This is a genomic window from Agrobacterium tumefaciens, from assembly GCA_025560025.1.
Taxonomy (GTDB): Bacteria; Pseudomonadota; Alphaproteobacteria; order Rhizobiales; family Rhizobiaceae; genus Agrobacterium.
On the sequence record CP048485.1, the window covers coordinates 273068 to 289569 of the forward strand.

The 16502-nt window shown below is 60.8% G+C and carries 11 protein-coding genes and 1 tRNA gene; 8 read left to right on the forward strand and 4 right to left on the reverse strand.

The genetic code is table 11. The features are described from left to right. Nucleotides 1-220: 220 nt before the first annotated feature. Both FY152_01355 and FY152_01360 read right to left on the reverse strand, forming a co-directional pair. Complete coding sequence (locus FY152_01355) at nucleotides 221-1885, reverse strand: iron ABC transporter permease (GenBank protein ID UXS30801.1); 1665 nt, start codon at nucleotides 1883-1885, stop codon at nucleotides 221-223. A 77-nt stretch (nucleotides 1886-1962) separates the two neighbouring features. Beyond that, the gene (locus FY152_01360) at nucleotides 1963-5781 is read right to left on the reverse strand and encodes a PAS domain S-box protein (protein ID UXS30802.1); all 3819 of its coding nucleotides are present in this window, start codon (nucleotides 5779-5781) and stop codon (nucleotides 1963-1965) included. A gap of 353 nt (nucleotides 5782-6134) precedes the next feature. Between FY152_01360 and FY152_01365 the strand changes: the two genes are divergently transcribed. From FY152_01365 to FY152_01375, 3 genes are all read left to right on the forward strand, one after another. After that, a tRNA-His gene (locus FY152_01365) sits at nucleotides 6135-6211 on the forward strand. Nucleotides 6212-6430: 219 nt separating this feature from the next. Next, nucleotides 6431-8062, forward strand: a complete 1632-nt coding sequence (locus tag FY152_01370) for a Ppx/GppA family phosphatase (GenBank protein ID UXS30803.1) — start codon at nucleotides 6431-6433, stop codon at nucleotides 8060-8062. Beyond that, on the forward strand, nucleotides 8059-8799 hold the full coding sequence (locus FY152_01375; protein UXS30804.1) for an RlmE family RNA methyltransferase: 741 nt from the start codon (nucleotides 8059-8061) through the stop codon (nucleotides 8797-8799). The genes FY152_01370 and FY152_01375 overlap by 4 nt, the downstream gene beginning before the upstream one ends. On the opposite strand, the gene FY152_01380 is transcribed toward FY152_01375, so the two are convergent. Next, nucleotides 8800-10197 (reverse strand): multidrug efflux MFS transporter, encoded by a 1398-nt coding sequence (locus FY152_01380; protein ID UXS33175.1) that lies wholly within the window; start codon nucleotides 10195-10197, stop codon nucleotides 8800-8802. It abuts the gene before it with no gap. Nucleotides 10198-10407: 210 nt separating this feature from the next. On the opposite strand from FY152_01380, the gene FY152_01385 reads away from it, so the two are divergent. From FY152_01385 to FY152_01405, 5 genes are all read left to right on the forward strand, one after another. Continuing rightward, the gene (locus FY152_01385; GenBank protein UXS30805.1) at nucleotides 10408-11409 is read left to right on the forward strand and encodes an MBL fold metallo-hydrolase; all 1002 of its coding nucleotides are present in this window, start codon (nucleotides 10408-10410) and stop codon (nucleotides 11407-11409) included. Between the two features lie 179 nt (nucleotides 11410-11588). Then, nucleotides 11589-13094 carry an IMP dehydrogenase gene (gene guaB / locus FY152_01390; protein ID UXS30806.1) on the forward strand — a complete coding sequence of 502 codons (1506 nt, stop codon included), beginning with the start codon at nucleotides 11589-11591 and terminating at the stop codon, nucleotides 13092-13094. 112 nt (nucleotides 13095-13206) lie between these two features. Beyond that, on the forward strand, nucleotides 13207-13608 hold the full coding sequence (locus FY152_01395) for a hypothetical protein (GenBank protein UXS33176.1): 402 nt from the start codon (nucleotides 13207-13209) through the stop codon (nucleotides 13606-13608). Nucleotides 13609-13756: 148 nt separating this feature from the next. Then, nucleotides 13757-14785: an alcohol dehydrogenase AdhP gene (gene adhP / locus FY152_01400; GenBank protein UXS30807.1), complete on the forward strand. Its 1029-nt coding sequence runs from the start codon at nucleotides 13757-13759 to the stop codon at nucleotides 14783-14785. 118 nt (nucleotides 14786-14903) lie between these two features. Continuing rightward, the gene (locus tag FY152_01405; GenBank protein UXS30808.1) at nucleotides 14904-15779 is read left to right on the forward strand and encodes a dienelactone hydrolase family protein; all 876 of its coding nucleotides are present in this window, start codon (nucleotides 14904-14906) and stop codon (nucleotides 15777-15779) included. Between the two features lie 143 nt (nucleotides 15780-15922). Here the strand turns inward: FY152_01405 and moaB are convergent, their stop codons facing one another. Then, on the reverse strand, nucleotides 15923-16468 hold the full coding sequence (gene moaB / locus FY152_01410; protein ID UXS30809.1) for a molybdenum cofactor biosynthesis protein B: 546 nt from the start codon (nucleotides 16466-16468) through the stop codon (nucleotides 15923-15925). Between the last annotated feature and the right edge of the window lie 34 nt (nucleotides 16469-16502).

Below are 16502 nucleotides of genomic sequence, written 5' to 3' on the forward strand. Positions count from 1 at the left end.
AAATAGGAATTATCGTCGGTAATTGATCGATTTTGGTTTTAACCGCTTGTTAATAGGAGTTGGCGGAAAGTAAACCCAACGCAGGGCTGTCAAAATTTTGATAGCCGGGATTGATAATTTCCATATGGCGAGGTTGTCCCCCTTTCTCTCGTTGAAAAAGCACAACTAATACAGGCGGTCGCAAGGCCGCCTTTCTTTTTGTCGCCAGTCCGGGTGCCGTTCAGCGGTTTTCCGGGTGATCCATCGATTTTGAGACGAGAAGCACGGGTATAAGACCGGCGAGAATGATGATGATGGCCGGCACGGCGGCATCCTGCACCCGCGAGCGGGAGGCATCCTCATAGACCAGTGTGGCAAGCGTGTTGAAGCCGAAAGGCCTGAGCAGGATCGTGGCCGGCAGCTCCTTCATGGATTCGATCAGGACCAGCAGAAAGGCGGTCAGCGCCGCAGGCCGCATATTGGGCAATAGCACCTTGAACAGCGTCTGCGCCCGGTTGCGTCCAAGCGTCCGCGAGGCCATGTCGATATGCGGCGAAAGCTTCTGGAAACCGGCATCGAGCGTGCCTTCCGCCATGGTCATGAAGCGCACGCTATGGGCGTAGATGATGGCGAAGGCAGTGCCGGAAAGCAGCAGGCCGCTTGAAAACCCGAAATGTGACCGGATGAGCCCGTCAACGCGATTGTCGAGACCGGCCAGCGGGATGAGCACGCCTATCGCAAGCACCGTTCCCGGCACGCCATAGCCCATGGAGCCGAGGCGCGCGGCCACCTTTGAAGTGCGGGAGCGCTCGGTGCGGATGGCGTAGGAGAAGACGAAAGCCGCAATCAGCGTCACGAAAGCGGCGGAAAGCGAGACCTCAAGACTATGCCCGAGCGCTTTCAGAAGCTTCGGTGAAAACAGCGCATCCAGCCTTTTCACGGCGTAACCGCCAAGAACGATCACGGGAATAAGGAAGCCGCTCAAAACGGGAAGCAGGCAGAACAGGCTCGCGGACCAGCGCCGCCAGCCTCCAAGCTGTTTCAGCCGGTGGCGCTGCGCCATGCTGGTGGCTTTCGGTGCGGCAAAGCGCTGTCTTTCGCGGGCATTGCGTTCAATGACGATCAACACACCGACAATGAGCAGGATGACGGCGGCGATCTGCGTCGCATTGGCGAGGTTGCCGCGATTGAGCCAGGTCTCATAGATCGTGAAGGTCAGCGTCTGCACGCCGAGATATTCGACCGCGCCGATATCGTTCAGCGTTTCCATCAATACCAGGGAAAGCCCTATGGCGATTGCCGGCCGCGCCATCGGCAATTGCACGGAAAAGAACACATTCAGCGGTTTTGCGCCGAGCGTGCGTGCGGCCTCGGCCGCAAACCGCCCCTGCATGGAAAACGCTGCCCGGGCCGAAAGATAGACATAGGGGTAAAGCACCGAACTCAGCACCACGACCGCGCCACCGAGTGAGCGTATGTCCGGAAACCAGTAGTCGCGGATACTGTGATAACCGAAGGCGGCGCGGACGGCGCTCTGCACCGGGCCGGTGAAATCCAGAAACTCGCCGAATGCATAGGCCGCCAGATAGGAGGGAATGGCAAGTGGCAGGACGAGTGCCGCAGAGAGTACCCGCCGCAGCGGAAATTCGAATGTGGTGACAAGCCAGGCGCAGACGATGCCGAAGAATGTGGTCATCGCTGCTGTCATCCCCAGAAGCAGAAAGGTGCGAAATCCGGCGCGCGGCAGAACATTGGCAAGAAGATGCTGCCATCCCTCGGTGCTGCCGGTCAACGCCAGCCAGAAGATCGCCAGAATGGGCATGGCGGCAATGGCTGCGACAATGACCGCCGTTATGGGCAACAATGAAAAGCGTCTTGTTGCCGGAAGGGAAACCGTCATGGACATGCCAGTCTACTGTCGTGCAAAGGCCTCAACCGGCATCATTGCGCCGGCGGCTTTCGCATTGCTACGCCCGCATGGCCTCAGTTGGCAAGAACCCGCTGTGACGGAAAGGTGATTTCCACCAGCGTTCCTTCATTTGGTGTCGAGGTGATGGAAAAGTTGGCGCGATTGGCATCCACCATGGCCTTGGTCAGCGGCAGGCCGAGCCCGGTGCCGTCGCCGCGCACGCGCTTGCCTGATGATGCCACCTGCCGGAAGGGTTTCATCGCCTGCTCCAGTTCAGCCCGCGTCATGCCGATGCCGGTGTCGCGAATGCGCAGCGACACGCTGCCATTGGCCTCATAGGCGGTGGAAACGACGATCTGGCCGCCTGATGGCGTAAAGCGGATGGCGTTCGACAGGATGTTGAGCACGATCTGCTTGATCGAACGCAGATCGGCGACGATCTGCGGCACGGATTGCGAAAGTGCCGTGCGGATAATGACACGCTGGTTATTGGCCTGCGGCTGCACCAGCGAGACCGCTTCGGCCACCGTCTCGTTCAGCGGCACGGCGATGAAATCCACGTCCATCTGACCGGCTTCGATCTTGGAGATGTCGAGCAGATCGTTGACGATGTCGAGCACGTGCCGGCCCGAACGGCCAATATCATTGGCATATTCCACATAACGCGGATTGCCGATCGGCCCGAAACGTTCGGTTGCCATCATGTCGGAGAAACCGATGATGGCGTTGAGCGGCGTACGGATTTCATGGCTGACGCGCGCCAGAAAATCGGTCTTGTGGGCATTGGCGGTTTCCGCCGCCCGCTTGGCATTACGCAGCTCTTCTTCCGTGCGTTTCCACTGGGTGATGTCACGGATGACGGCGCAATAACCATGCGAGGACTTGAGCCGGCCAATGGTCATGAACAGCGGCAGAAAACCGCCGGAAGCCTCACGGCCGATCACTTCGCGGCCATCGTTCAGCACGCTGGCCACACCATTATTGGCAAGGCCGGAGAGATAGTCCAAAACGGCTCGCTGGCTTTCATGCGCAAACAGCGTGACGAAGGGTTTCCCGGCGATCTCGCCATTGTCATAGTTGAACAGCGCACTGGCGGAACGGTTAAGCGAACGGATTTCGCCCTCGTCGCCCAGAAGCACCACACCGTCGGTCGCCGTTTCCAGAATGGAATGCAGCTCCTCGACTTCGCCCTGCAGCAGGGAAAGGCTACCGGCCTCCGCATTCGCCGTTTCGGCGGCTGCCGTATTTTCATTCGCCGCTGCAACCGGTGCCTGCTTCTCTTCCAGCGGTACCAGCGACAGCATCAGCGCTTTGGTCTCTTCCCAGCGGATGGATTGCAGCCGTGCCTTGACCGGAATGATATCGTTTTCGGCGCTGACGACGACCATGCCGCCTTCATTGTCGGGCATATTCTCCAGCTCCTGCCGTTGCAGCAGTGCCTCCAGCCCGCCGACCTCATGCAATTCATCGAGAGAGCCGTAACCCGTCAGCCGCAGGAAATCAGGATTGGCGTGGATCAGCCTGTCGCCGGCATGCACCAGCAGCGCCACGGGCATCTGGTCCAGCGTTTCAGCGCTCAGCGCATCGGCGGGGCGCAGCGGCGGGCTGACCATTGCAGCAGCAATATCGGCCACCGGCTGCACGTCCGTTGCGACTTCTTCCTTCTCGTCGCTATCGATCGGGGTCGTGGGCGCGTGAATGGGTGCCGGGCCTTCGCCGCGAACATAGTCCGCGAAGAGATCGTCTTCCTCGGCCGCTTCCGTCGTCCTGACGTCTTCTTCCGCGGGTGGCCTGTCCACCGGCGTTCCGGCATCGATATCGTCGGCAACATCCTGCACGACCGGCTCGGCGGATACATGCGACTCCGTGAAAAGAGCTTCTTTCTCCGACGTCGGATTTTCGTCCGAAACAGCATCCGTAGGTGCCAATGTCCGGCCGATTTCCCGGAAGGCGGCCTGTTCGCCTGCGGTCAGCCCCTCGCGGGAGCGCGAGCGGCGCTCTTCAAGATGCACGATCTTGTCGGAATAAGCGGGTTCCGGTTCTGGCTCCGGGGTTGGCGCTGTTGCCAATACCGGCACTTCGAATTCCGGCGGGCTGTAATCGTGATGCTCTGCCTCGGCCGAAACCTCGGGCAGTGCCGTCTCAGATATATCGGCCGCCGTTGCCGGGGCTTCATCGTCTTCCGCCACGTCGGCCTCGGCCTGCGCCGCGTCCAGCTCATCGCCATCATCAAGAAATGCCAGCAATTCGTGGCTTTCATCCTCGATGGCGGGCTGCGGTAAAACCTCAGTCGGAGCAGCCTCTGCGCCTTCCAGGAAGGTCAGGCCGATAGCATGGGGATCTTCAGTGGCATCGGCGAGCCGCACGATGCCGAAACCGCGAAAACCGTCGAATTCGCGCGAGCGCGTATAGGTGGGCAGGGCGGCTAGATCGATGGGCACCATGAGGGAAGTGCCCTCCACCGGCCAATAGATCGTCTTGCCCGACCAGGTGTCGCGACGACCGAGAAGCTCGCGAATCTTACCATCCGGATCGAGGTTGAAAAGCGCTGCGACATCGGCAAAGCCCATGCCTTCGACAGCCGCCGCCTTTGCGCCAACGGCCTCCGCAAATTCATGCGAGATGGAGCTGAAGCGCCCCTCCGCATCAATTTTCCAGACGAAGCGGGATGCGCGTGCGCCGGCATTAAAGACAAAAGGCTGAGCCTCTTCTGTTGGGTCTGTTGCCGCCGAGGTGTCGTCTTCAGGCGATAAAGCGATATCCGCCGTCACCGTTTCAGCGACTTCAACGTCTGCCGCTTCGCTCTCTGCTTCTTCGAGCGCCTCGCCAGCATGGTCCTCGCCAATGATGCGGTCGGTCGCCGGAACCTCCAGCTCATCCGCATCGAGTTCGAAGAGATCGGCAATATCGTCGGTCATCGCCTCGTTCGCCGCTGTCTCCGTGTCCTCCACGAAGATATCCAGCGGGGCCTCCGCCTGTTCCTCTGCGGCAACCGGCAGGACGGTGGCTTCTTCCTGTTCCGCCACCATCTCGTCTTCGGCGTCGGAAGACAGTTCCGGTACGTCGTCCACATCCTCGATGTCAGCGACCGCGTCGAGGACAGAATCGAAGGAGGCGACCGATGCGGCAACCGGCGTAGCCTCCGCAACCGGCAAAGCGGGCTCGGCGTCAGGCGCGGCTTGCTGCGGCCTGTCTTCGGCAAAACCGTTTACGGGGTCGAGCGTCCCAAGTGCGGTCTCGACCACGAACAGCAGGTTGAGTTCGGGCGAGGTTGTGATCTGGCCGGTGGCTGCGGGCAAATAACCCTTTCCGGTCGGCACGGGCCGTTTGACGAGATGGCCGGATTGTCCTGCGGCCATCCGCACCAGCGTCCTTGCCGTGTGCGGCGTGATGCCGAGCGACGCAAACCTGGCCGAGGCGGCGACAATCTCGTTTTCGCCGTCGATGACCGCAATATGGATGTCCGGATCGTCAAAACCTTCGATCATGCGCCGGGCGCATTCCGCCACGTCGGGCGCGGTCTGGTCGGTAAGGGCGGAAAACAGAATGGCGGGCTGGCCCGGCTCGGCCTCGATGATTTCTGCTTTGGCGGTGACCGCAAGGCTGCGGAAACCGGCATTGATGCGAATGGTAAACGGCAGGCTGTCGCCCGCCTTGGAAAGCCGCGCCGCCGTCGCCGCCAGCTGCCGGAAGGTCACGTCCTGCCGCTTCGGGCCCTGTTCCAGAAAATCATAGACCATCGGCGTGCCGAACAGCGCGGCACCCCGCCCGTTTGCCCAAAGGGCGTTCTGGAGGTCGAGGGAAAACAAAGCCATCGCCTCGCCTCGCCCGAAACCTTCACGCACCCGTTCATGCACTGCGATATCGATAAAGGGATACTGGACGGCGGGCATGTCGAAACCTATTCTGGCACTACCGGACCTTGCGGGGCTTTGTCAGCCTCCTCATGAAGCTGAAACGTAAACCCGCTGAGGCACCACGTTAACAGAATTTTAAATAACTTCACAGCGCGGCGCGGTCCACCATCCGGCGGATGAATCGCCAAACAGAGTTAACATGAACAGGCCCGCAGTCAGCCCCTTGCCAATGACGTGGGACACCCCCGGCCGCCACCTGCCATCGGGCTCCACGGTATGAAAAGCACTTGCCTTTCGATGCCTTTTTTCGCAAAATTCAATGAGGCACTTGCAAATGGGGGAAACTCCTTTTATGTCACCCCCCGTGACGCCGCTTCGGCGTTTCATGTGCGGTTGTAGCTCAGTTGGTTAGAGCGCAGGTTTGTGGCACCTGAGGTCGGTGGTTCGACCCCACTCAACCGTACCATTCCCTTCTCCCGATAAGTTCAAATGCTACAAGGACTTACCGGGAGATGGGAGTATTTTCCCGTTTCACGGTTCCCGAAAATCCCCAGAAATCATTGCCGCGATTTTGCCAGCCCGCGCACAGCCTCTGCTGGCGTGTGAACCCCCTGCCGTTTTCAGACCCCCAAAAACCATTTGGCTAAAATCTCTTGCGCTGGTATTGTCGGCCCAACGAAACCTTATGAAAGCCAGCAGCATAGCTTCTACGCTTGTGCGCGGCGAAATGGACAAGATAGTGATCGACCCCGGAAACGGCCCAAAGCCGTCGGACCAAGGGGCGTCGGTGGCAAACAAAGGGAAAGCGAAGCGATCCCGTCGTGGCAAGAAACACAAGCGTGACGGTAAGCCCCGTGACGCCGCTGTGCTGTCGCATGATGTTGCCGCAGATGTTCCGGCCGGTTCCCCTCATGTATCGGCTCTCGAGCCGGATGCAGAACCGCGCAAGAGAAAGCGCCGCCGTCGTTCTCGCGGCAAAGGTGCTTCACAGCAGACGCCGTCTGCGCCCGGCGAGCAGGTGCAGGCCTCAACCGTACCCGATGTTACCAACCCATCCCCGGTGCCTCCAGGTGGCGGTCGCAAGTCGCGCAACCGCAAGCGGGCTCATCGCGATCCACGCGGTCGCGATCCACAGGGCAGGCCGCTCGTCCCCTCGCACGCGCCGCGACATGTCGGCAAGCAGAATGGCCGTGCCAATGGGGCGGCTCAGGAGCCGCATCGTCAACAATCTGAAATTTCTGCCCGTCACGCCACGCGCCAGCACGATCATGGTGCGGAACCGGCGACGGATATGTATGCGGCGCTCGATCTCGGTACCAATAATTGCCGTCTGCTGATTGCGCAGCCGACACGGCCCGGCCAGTTCCGGGTCGTCGACGCCTTTTCGCGCATCGTCCGGCTGGGCGAGGGCCTGGTGTCGAGCGGTCGCCTTTCCGACGATGCGATGGACCGCGCGGTGGAGGCCCTCAAGGTTTGCTCTTCGAAACTTGCCGGTCGCCCGATCAGGCGCATGCGGCTGATCGCCACCGAAGCCTGCCGGGCCGCATCCAATGGCGAGGCGTTTCTGGAGCGGGTCACCCGCGAAACCGGGCTCAGGCTTGAAATCATCAGCCGCGAGACGGAAGCCCGCCTTGCGGTATCGGGCTGCGCCTCGCTTGTCGGGCGCGAGGCGCGTTCGGTCGTGCTGTTCGATATCGGCGGCGGATCTTCGGAAATCGCGGTTATCAAGGTCGGTGAAAACCGTTCCAACCGGCTCGCCAACCATATCACGCATTGGACATCGCTTCCGGTCGGCGTCGTCACGCTCTCTGAACGCCATGGCGGCCGCGATGTGACGCCTGATGTCTTCGCGGCCATGGTGCGGGAAGTCGAGGGGCTGCTCGATGCGTTCCATTGCCCGCCTCTGGCGCCGCAATTGCATCATGAGGATTTTCATCTCATCGGGACCTCGGGTACTGTAACGACGCTTGCGGGCGTTCATCTCGATCTGCCGCGATATGATCGCCGCAAGGTGGATGGCCTCTGGCTTTCCGACGCCGAAGTGACGGCCATGCAGGACAAGCTTCTGGCATGGGATTTCGCCGGCCGCGCCGCCAATGCCTGCATCGGTCCTGATCGGGCCGATCTGGTTCTGGCCGGTTGTGCGATCCTCGAGGCCATTCGCCGCCGCTGGCCGTCGCGCCGCATGCGCGTGGCCGATCGCGGTCTTCGCGAGGGCCTGCTGACGGATATGATGGCGGATGACGGCGCATGGCGGCGCAACCGCATAAGGCGCATGCAGATGGCACGGCAGGACAGGACGGAAGGTTTGACATGAGCAAGGCGCCCACAAGCACCAATCGCACCGGCCGAAAGATCGGCCAGAAGGTCAAGAAGACCAAACTCAAGGCCTCATCGCGCCGTTGGCTTGAACGTCATATCAATGACCCCTACGTCCAGCGCGCCAGGCTTGAGGGCTATCGCGCCCGCGCCGCCTTCAAGCTTCTGGAAATCAACGATAAGCACCAGATATTGAAGGGTGCGACCCGCATCATCGACCTTGGTGCGGCACCTGGAAGCTGGTCGCAGATCGCTTCGAAGGTGACGGATTCCACCGAAGACGATATTCGCGTCGCCGCCATCGATTTCCTCGAGATCGATCCCATTCCCGGCGTGAAAATCCTGCAGCTCGACTTCCTCGACCCCTCCGCACCCGAAAAGCTGATGGAGGCCGTCGGCGGCACGCCCGATCTGGTGCTGTCCGACATGGCGGCGCCAACCACGGGCCACCAGAAGACCGACCACATCCGCACCATGCATCTGTGTGAAGTCGCAGCCGATTTCGCGGTTCAGGTGCTGGCGGAGGGCGGCCATTTCCTTGCCAAGACCTTCCAGGGCGGCACGGAAAAGGCCCTGCTGGACATGCTGAAAAAGAACTTCAAGCAGGTCCTGCACATCAAGCCTGCCTCGTCGCGCTCGGAATCGGTCGAAATGTTCCTGCTTGCCAAGCACTTCAAGGGCCGCAAGGGCGAGCCGCAAATCGATGCGGACGCCACTGAGGCCGCCGAAGACTGATCATTCCGCCGGTTGCGAAACCTTGCCGCGGTGGCCGGAGACGGCCGCTCCCGCCTGTGCGTCCATGCGGATGATCGGCACGATGGCGAAGAGCGAGACGAGCGCGACGATGGTGAAGGCGATGTGGAAATCGGCAAGCTGAAGATGCGTGCCGGACATCATGCTGCTGACTTCCAGAATGGAAGCGGCGAAAGCCACGCCAAGCGCCAGGCTGATCTGCTGCATCACCGACGCCATCGAGGTCGCCTGACTTGCCTGGCTGTCTTCAATATCGGAATAGCTGAGCGCGTTCGACCCGGTGAAGAAGAACGACCGGGCAAATCCCGCCGTGACCAGGAAGATCATAATCAGGGGGTAGGGGGTCTCAGGCGTGAAAAAGCTGTTGGCGAGCGTCGTGCAGGCGCCGACGATGCCGGCCCCGATCAGCGTCGATCGGAACCCCGTTGCCGCAAAGACGCGCTTGGCCATGAATTTGGTGGTGATAGCGCCAATCGCGCCCGCAAAAGTGATCATGCCGGATTGGAACGGGTTGAGCCCGAAACCGATCTGCAGCATCAGCGGCATCAGGAACGGGATGGCGCCCGTCGAGATGCGGAAGATGGTGCCGCCAACGGAGGCCGCCCGGAAGGTCGCATTCTGGAAGATGCGAAAGTCCAGAATCGGGGCGGGGTGACGGGCGGCGTGGCGCAGGTAAAGAAAACCGCAGATAAACCCGATGATCGTCGAGGCGATGCCGATGGCGGGCGGCAATGCCGGAAGGCTGACGACCGAAACGCCGAAGACAACGCCCGAGGCGGCAATGCCGGATAACACGAAACCCTTGCCGTCCATCGGCGGCGGATTGGTGGTTTCGATTTCTGGCAGGAAGATCGTCGACAGCCAGATGCCGATGACGCCGATGGGCACGTTGATCAGGAAAATCCAGTGCCATGAAAAATAGGTGGTGATGAAGCCGCCGATCGGCGGACCGGTGAGCGGGCCGACAAGCGCCGGTATCGTCAACAGCGCCATGGCGGAAACAAGTTCGGTCCGCTTTGTTGTCCGCAGCAGAACGAGACGGCCGACGGGCGTCATCATCGCCCCGCCCATGCCCTGCAGGAAACGCGAGAGCACGAATTCGAACACCGACGACGATACCGCGCAACAGATGGACCCGACAACGAAGACGCCGATGGCGAAACGGAAGATTTTCTTCGCGCCATATTTGTCGGCCATCCAGCCGCTGATCGGAATGAAGATCGCCAGAGACACCATATAGGCCGTCAGCGCGAGCTTGAGCGTGATCGGGCCGACATTGAGGTCGGCTGCAATCGCCGGAAGCGAGGTTGCAATGACGGTGGAGTCCATCTGCTCCATGAAGAGAGCGACTGCCAGGATGAGGGGAATGATGCGGTTCATGAGGCTGCCTGCGGCTTTCCGCTGCGACAAAGGATATCGCCGTTCCTCCTACGCCTGATAAGCGGGCTTGCCAACACGTTAATTATCAATTTCTCAAGTTCCGATCAAACCTGCGTGAGGCCGATTTCCTTGCAACTTTCTCGCTCTATTGTCCGTTGGGCACAGTTCAGTTGGCGATCATGGCCAGTTGGCGCTATCGGGAGAAAGATGATGACCCAATCCTTGAACATGAGCAGGCGCGGCCTCATTGGTGCGGCCGGCGCAAGCGTCCTCGGCGCGCCGCTGTTGATGGCGCGCACCGCGACCGCCCAGACAAACCAGCCGCAAACTTCCATGGAGATCAAACACGCCATGCCGCCGGAAACCAATCGCTTCAAGCTCGGCAATTTCGAGGTGCTGGTGGTGAAGGATGGCGCCCGCGCCGCGCCCAATCCCGGCGAGACCTTCGGCACGGACCAGTCGGCGGAAACCGTTGGAAAGCTTCTGGACGATAATTTTCTGCCGAAGGACCAATTCGTCAATTCCTTCTCGCCGGTCCTCGTCAACACCGGCACGGACCTCGTGCTGTTCGACACCGGTTTTGGCGAGGCCGGCCGCGGCGCGGGCAATGGCCGCCTGATCGAAGGCATGGCGGCTGCCGGTTACACGCCGGAGGATGTAACCGTGGTGGTGCTGACCCACATGCACGGCGACCACATCGGCGGACTGATGGAAAAAGGCTCACCGGCCTTTTCAAAGGCGCGTTATGTGGTCGGCCAGGCGGAATATGATTTCTGGACGGATGAGAAGCGCGTCGGCACGCCTGCCGAAGGCGGCCACAAGGGTGTCATCGCCAACGTCAAGCCGCTGGCGGAAAAGGCGACCTTCATCGGCGATGGTGCCAATGTGGTCTCCGGTATTACCGGCATTGCCGCTTTCGGGCATTCGCCGGGGCACATGATCTTCCGGGTCGAATCGGAAGGCAAACAGCTGATCCTGACGGCGGATACGGCCAACCATTTTGTCCTTTCGCTGCAGAGGCCGGACTGGGAGGTGAAGTTCGACATGGACAAGGCAGCAGCGGCAGCGACCCGCAGGAAGGTCTACGACATGATCGCCACCGACCGGCTGGCCTTCCTTGGCTATCACATGCCTTTCCCTTCTGTCGGTTACGCGGAAAAGCTGGATACGGGTTACCGTTTCGTGCCGAAATCCTATCAGTTCGACATCTGATATCTGCTGCAATGCAGCAACAAAGAAAGCCCGGAAGGCAATTCCGGGTTTTTTCTATTCCCTTCCTGTCATGAACGTGTTACCAGCCCTCGCCAACTTCCAAGCAATCCTTGCAGGGCGCCGGGGTGAACTTTTCGTTCCGGAACGGCCACGCATTTTCATTATGAAGGAATTTGGTCATGGCACGCATCATTCAAACACCCACTGGTTTGGACGCTCTCACATTTGACGATGTGTTGCTGCAGCCCGGGCATTCCGAAGTCATGCCGGGACAGACGAATATCGCCACCCGCATCGCCCGTGATATCGATCTGAACCTGCCGATCCTGTCTTCGGCCATGGATACGGTCACCGAAGGCCGCCTTGCCATCGCCATGGCCCAGGCCGGCGGCATCGGCGTCATCCACCGTAACCTGACCCCCATCGAGCAGGCCGAAGAAGTCCGGCAGGTGAAGAAGTTCGAAAGCGGCATGGTCGTCAACCCGGTCACCATTGGCCCGGATGCGACGCTTGCGGAAGCACAGGCGCTGATGAAGGCGCATGGCATTTCCGGCATTCCGGTCGTGGAAAACGGCGGTTCCGGCGGCCACAAGAACGGCCGCCTCGTCGGCATTCTCACCAACCGCGACGTGCGCTTCGCCTCCGATCCGCAGCAGAAGATTTACGAACTGATGACCCGCGAAAACCTGGTCACGGTCAAGGAAAGCAGCGTCGATCAGCAGGAAGCACGCCGCCTGCTGCACAAGCACCGCATCGAAAAGCTGCTGGTGGTGGATGGAAAGGGCAATTGCGTCGGCCTCATCACCGTCAAGGATATCGAAAAGTCGCAGCTGAACCCCAACGCCACCAAGGATGCGCAGGGCCGCCTTCGCGCCGCTGCCGCCATCAGCGTCGGTGCTGACGCCATCGAGCGCGCCGAGCGCCTCATCGATGCCGGCGTCGACCTTCTGGTCGTCGATACCGCGCATGGCCACTCGCAGCGCGTGCTGGATGCCGTCTCACAGGTCAAGAAGATGTCGAACTCGGTTCGCATCATCGCCGGCAATGTCGCAACCGCCGATGGCACCAAGGCGCTGATCGATGCCGGCGCCGATGGCGTCAAGGTCGGTATCGGGCCCGGCTCCATCTGCACCACCCGCATCGTCGCCGGTGTCGGCGTTCCGCAGCTCGCTGCCATCATGTCGTCGGTGGAAGTCGCCAATGCGGCTGATATCCCCGTCATCGCCGATGGCGGCATCAAGTTCTCGGGCGATCTGGCCAAGGCAATCGCCGCCGGCGCTTCCGCCGTCATGATCGGCTCGTTGCTTGCCGGTACGGATGAAAGCCCGGGCGAAGTGTTCCTTTACCAGGGCCGCTCCTTCAAGGCCTATCGCGGCATGGGTTCCGTTGGCGCCATGGCGCGCGGTTCGGCAGACCGTTATTTCCAGGCGGAAGTGCGCGACACGCTGAAGCTCGTTCCGGAAGGCATCGAAGGTCAGGTTCCCTATAAGGGTCCGGTCTCCGGCGTCCTGCACCAGCTGGCAGGTGGCCTCAAGGCAGCCATGGGTTATGTCGGCGGCAGCAACATCAAGGAATTCCAGGAACGCGCCACCTTCGTGCGCATCTCCAGCGCGGGCCTGCGCGAAAGCCACGCCCATGACGTGACGATCACCCGCGAAAGCCCGAACTACCCCGGCGCGGTTTGATCTTTCGAGGCGAATCCGTAAAAGGATACTGAGTATTTGGCGCTCCCCGATTCATGCCGGATCGGGGAGCGTTTTCATGATTGGAGGAGAAAGCATGTCACCGACGACCGCAATGTTCTGGCCGATGATCGCCCATGTCTTTCTCGTTTTCTGGCTTTACGCGCTGCTGCTTTACCGGCGTAAGAAATACACCTTTACCGATCGCGAATCGGCCATCCGGCTTCGTGACAAAGGCGAGGAAGCGCGGGAAAGCTATCTGGTGAACCGCAATATCGCCAACCAGTTCGAACTTCCGATCCTCTTTCACATCGCCTGCCTGCTGCTTTACATCACCGATGCGGACAATATCGTCACCATCGTGCTGGCCTGGCTGTTCGTACTTTCGCGTTTTGCCCATTCCTATGTCCATGTCACCAGCAACCGCCTGCGCCACCGCGGTGCTTTGTTCGGCATCGGTTTTGCGCTTCTGGTCTGCCTCTGGGGCTGGCTCGCCATCTGGTTGGCTCTAGAGTAAAACAGCACCGTCAGGTTGCCTCATAAGTGAGACAATCGCGCGTTTAAAATAACCCGATTTGCGATAGGTCAATTCCATGAGACCCCATCCCCGTTAATCTCTGCCTGCCGTCGAGGATTTCAGGCGAGCAGAGATTAGGGAGTATGTCATGGCGAAAACAATGAAGGCAGCCGTCGTCCGCGCGTTTGGAAAACCGCTGACCATCGAGGAAGTGGCGATACCGGATCCCGGCCCCGGTGAAATTCTCATCAACTACAAGGCGACGGGCATTTGCCACACCGACCTGCACGCCGCAACGGGCGACTGGCCGGTCAAACCCAACCCGCCCTTTATCCCCGGCCATGAAGGCGTCGGTTATGTCGCCAAGATCGGCGCAGGCGTCACCGGCATCAAGGAAGGCGACCGCGCCGGCACGCCGTGGCTCTACACCGCCTGCGGCTGCTGCATTCCGTGCCGCACCGGCTGGGAAACCCTTTGCCCGAGCCAGCAGAACTCGGGTTATTCCGTCAATGGCAGCTTCGCCGAATATGGCCTTGCCGATCCGAAATTCGTCGGCCGCCTACCGGATAATCTGGAATTCGGCCCGGCAGCCCCGGTGCTCTGCGCCGGCGTCACCGTCTATAAGGGCCTCAAGGAAACTGAAGTCAGGCCCGGTGAATGGGTGGTCATCTCAGGCATTGGCGGCCTCGGTCATATGGCCGTGCAATATGCCAAGGCCATGGGCATGCATGTCGTTGCCGCCGATATTTTCGACGACAAGCTGGCGCTTGCGAAAAAGCTCGGAGCCGATGTCGTCGTCAATGGTCGCGCGCCTGACGCGGTGGAGCAGGTGCAGAAGGCGACCGGCGGCGTCCATGGCGCGCTGGTGACGGCGGTTTCGCCCAAGGCCATGGAGCAGGCTTATGGCTTCCTGCGCTCCAAGGGCACCATGGCGCTTGTTGGCCTGCCGCCGGGCTTCATCTCCATTCCGGTGTTCGACACGGTGCTGAAGCGCATCACGGTGCGCGGCTCCATCGTCGGCACGCGGCAGGATCTGGAGGAAGCGCTGACCTTCGCCGGCGAAGGCAAGGTGGCGGCCCACTTCTCCTGGGACAAGCTCGAAAACATCAACGATATCTTCCACCGCATGGAAGAGGGCAAGATCGACGGCCGTATCGTCGTGGACCTCGCCGCCTGATGTGAAAACCTGGCCGCGGCGCTCACGCAAATGTGTGGCGCCGCTTGCCCCCGCTGCGTTCCCCCCGGGGCGATCTGCGTTATCCTTCCGCATCCGCGCGTTCAAGGAGGATAGAGCGATGGACAAGCCCAAGATCACGCAGGCCATGATCGACGCTTACGATGAATATACCCATCTCAGCCTCGACCGCCGCAAATTCATGGAAAAGCTTACGGTGCTTGCTGGGTCCGGCGCAGCTGCGGCAGCCATCGCGCCGCTCCTTTCGGCCAACAGCGCCCGTGCGGCCATCGTCGCGCCTGACGATGCGGGTATCGTTGCGGAAGAGGTGACCTATCCCGCCCCCGGTGGTGAGATGAAGGGTTATCTCGTTACACCGAAATCCGTTTCCGGTCCCATTGGCTCGGTCATCGTCATCCACGAAAACCGTGGCCTGAATGACCATATTCGCGATGTGGCAAGGCGTGTGGCGCTCGCCGGTTTCAGGGCGCTTGCGGTCGATTTCCTCTCCCCGCAGGGCGGTACGCCTGCCGATGAGGACAAGGCGCGGGAAATGTTCAGCGGCCTCGATATGGATGCAACGGTCGCCAATGCCGAAGCGGGCCGGGTGTGGCTCGCGGCAAGGCAGGGTGCGAACGGCAAGGTCGGTGCGGTCGGTTTCTGCTGGGGCGGCGGGCTGGTCAACCGTTTCGCCACCAAATCGGCGGGCTTGAATGCCGGCGTCGCCTATTACGGCCAGCAGGCCCCGGCGGCCGATGTGCCTGCCATCAAGGCGCCGCTGCTCTTGCACTATGCGGGTCTCGACGAGCGCATCAATGCCGGCATCGATGCCTATAAGAAGGCGCTGGAAGACAACGGCAAGACTTTCGAAATCTTCGTTTACGACGGCGTCAACCACGCTTTCAACAATGATACGTCTTCGGCGCGCTACGACAAGGCGGCCGCCGATCTCGCCTGGGGCCGGACGACGGAGTTCTTCAAGAAATATCTGGCGTGATTGGTTTTTTGAGGTGTGCAATGTCTGCGAACCGGAGGTGCGTGGGGCTTTACCCCCTCTGCCCTGCCGGGCATCTCCCCCTTGAGGGGGAGATGCCCGGCAGGGCAGAGGGGGTAAAGCCCACCCACCCTCGATCCTCTGATCTAAACGCCCCCAGCCCCACGCTTCAAATGCTCATCCAGCCTCGGCATGATCTCCACGAAATTGCATGGCAAGTGGCGATAATCGAGCTGAGCCTTGAGAATACCGTCCCACGCATCCTTGCATGCACCCGGCGAGCCCGGCAGCACGAAGATGAAGGTCGCGTTCGCCACGCCGCCGGTTGCGCGTGACTGGATGGTGGCGGTGCCGATCTTGTCATAGGAGATGCGGTGGAAGAGGGCGGAAAACCCGTCCATGCGCTTTTCGAACAGCGGTTCCAGCGCTTCCGGCGTCACGTCGCGGCCGGTAAAACCGGTTCCGCCGGTGGTAATGACCACATCCACGCCTTCAGAGAGCGTCCAGTCGCGCACGGTGCCGGCAATCGCTGCCCTGTCGTCAGGCACGATGGCGCGCGCTGCGAGCCTGTGGCCCGCTTCCTCCAGCCTTGCGACGAGCGTATCGCCGGATTTGTCATTCTCCAGCGTGCGGCTGTCCGAAACGGTCAGGACCGCGATGCCGAGGGGAATGAAGGGTCTTTCGCCTGCCATGGTCTTGTCCTCGAATTGGCCGTTCCCGAAATAA

Excerpts from the sequence above, each read along its gene's own strand:
- FY152_01355 (UXS30801.1), bottom strand. The coding sequence starts at position 1,885 with ATGTCCATGACGGTTTCCCTTCCGGCAACAAGACGCTTTTCATTGTTG.
- FY152_01360 (UXS30802.1), bottom strand. The coding sequence starts at position 5,781 with ATGCCCGCCGTCCAGTATCCCTTTATCGATATCGCAGTGCATGAACGG.
- FY152_01370 (UXS30803.1), top strand. The coding sequence starts at position 6,431 with ATGAAAGCCAGCAGCATAGCTTCTACGCTTGTGCGCGGCGAAATGGAC.
- FY152_01375 (UXS30804.1), top strand. The coding sequence starts at position 8,059 with ATGAGCAAGGCGCCCACAAGCACCAATCGCACCGGCCGAAAGATCGGC.
- FY152_01380 (UXS33175.1), bottom strand. The coding sequence starts at position 10,197 with ATGAACCGCATCATTCCCCTCATCCTGGCAGTCGCTCTCTTCATGGAG.
- FY152_01385 (UXS30805.1), top strand. The coding sequence starts at position 10,408 with ATGACCCAATCCTTGAACATGAGCAGGCGCGGCCTCATTGGTGCGGCC.
- guaB (UXS30806.1), top strand. The coding sequence starts at position 11,589 with ATGGCACGCATCATTCAAACACCCACTGGTTTGGACGCTCTCACATTT.
- FY152_01395 (UXS33176.1), top strand. The coding sequence starts at position 13,207 with ATGTTCTGGCCGATGATCGCCCATGTCTTTCTCGTTTTCTGGCTTTAC.
- adhP (UXS30807.1), top strand. The coding sequence starts at position 13,757 with ATGGCGAAAACAATGAAGGCAGCCGTCGTCCGCGCGTTTGGAAAACCG.
- FY152_01405 (UXS30808.1), top strand. The coding sequence starts at position 14,904 with ATGGACAAGCCCAAGATCACGCAGGCCATGATCGACGCTTACGATGAA.
- moaB (UXS30809.1), bottom strand. The coding sequence starts at position 16,468 with ATGGCAGGCGAAAGACCCTTCATTCCCCTCGGCATCGCGGTCCTGACC.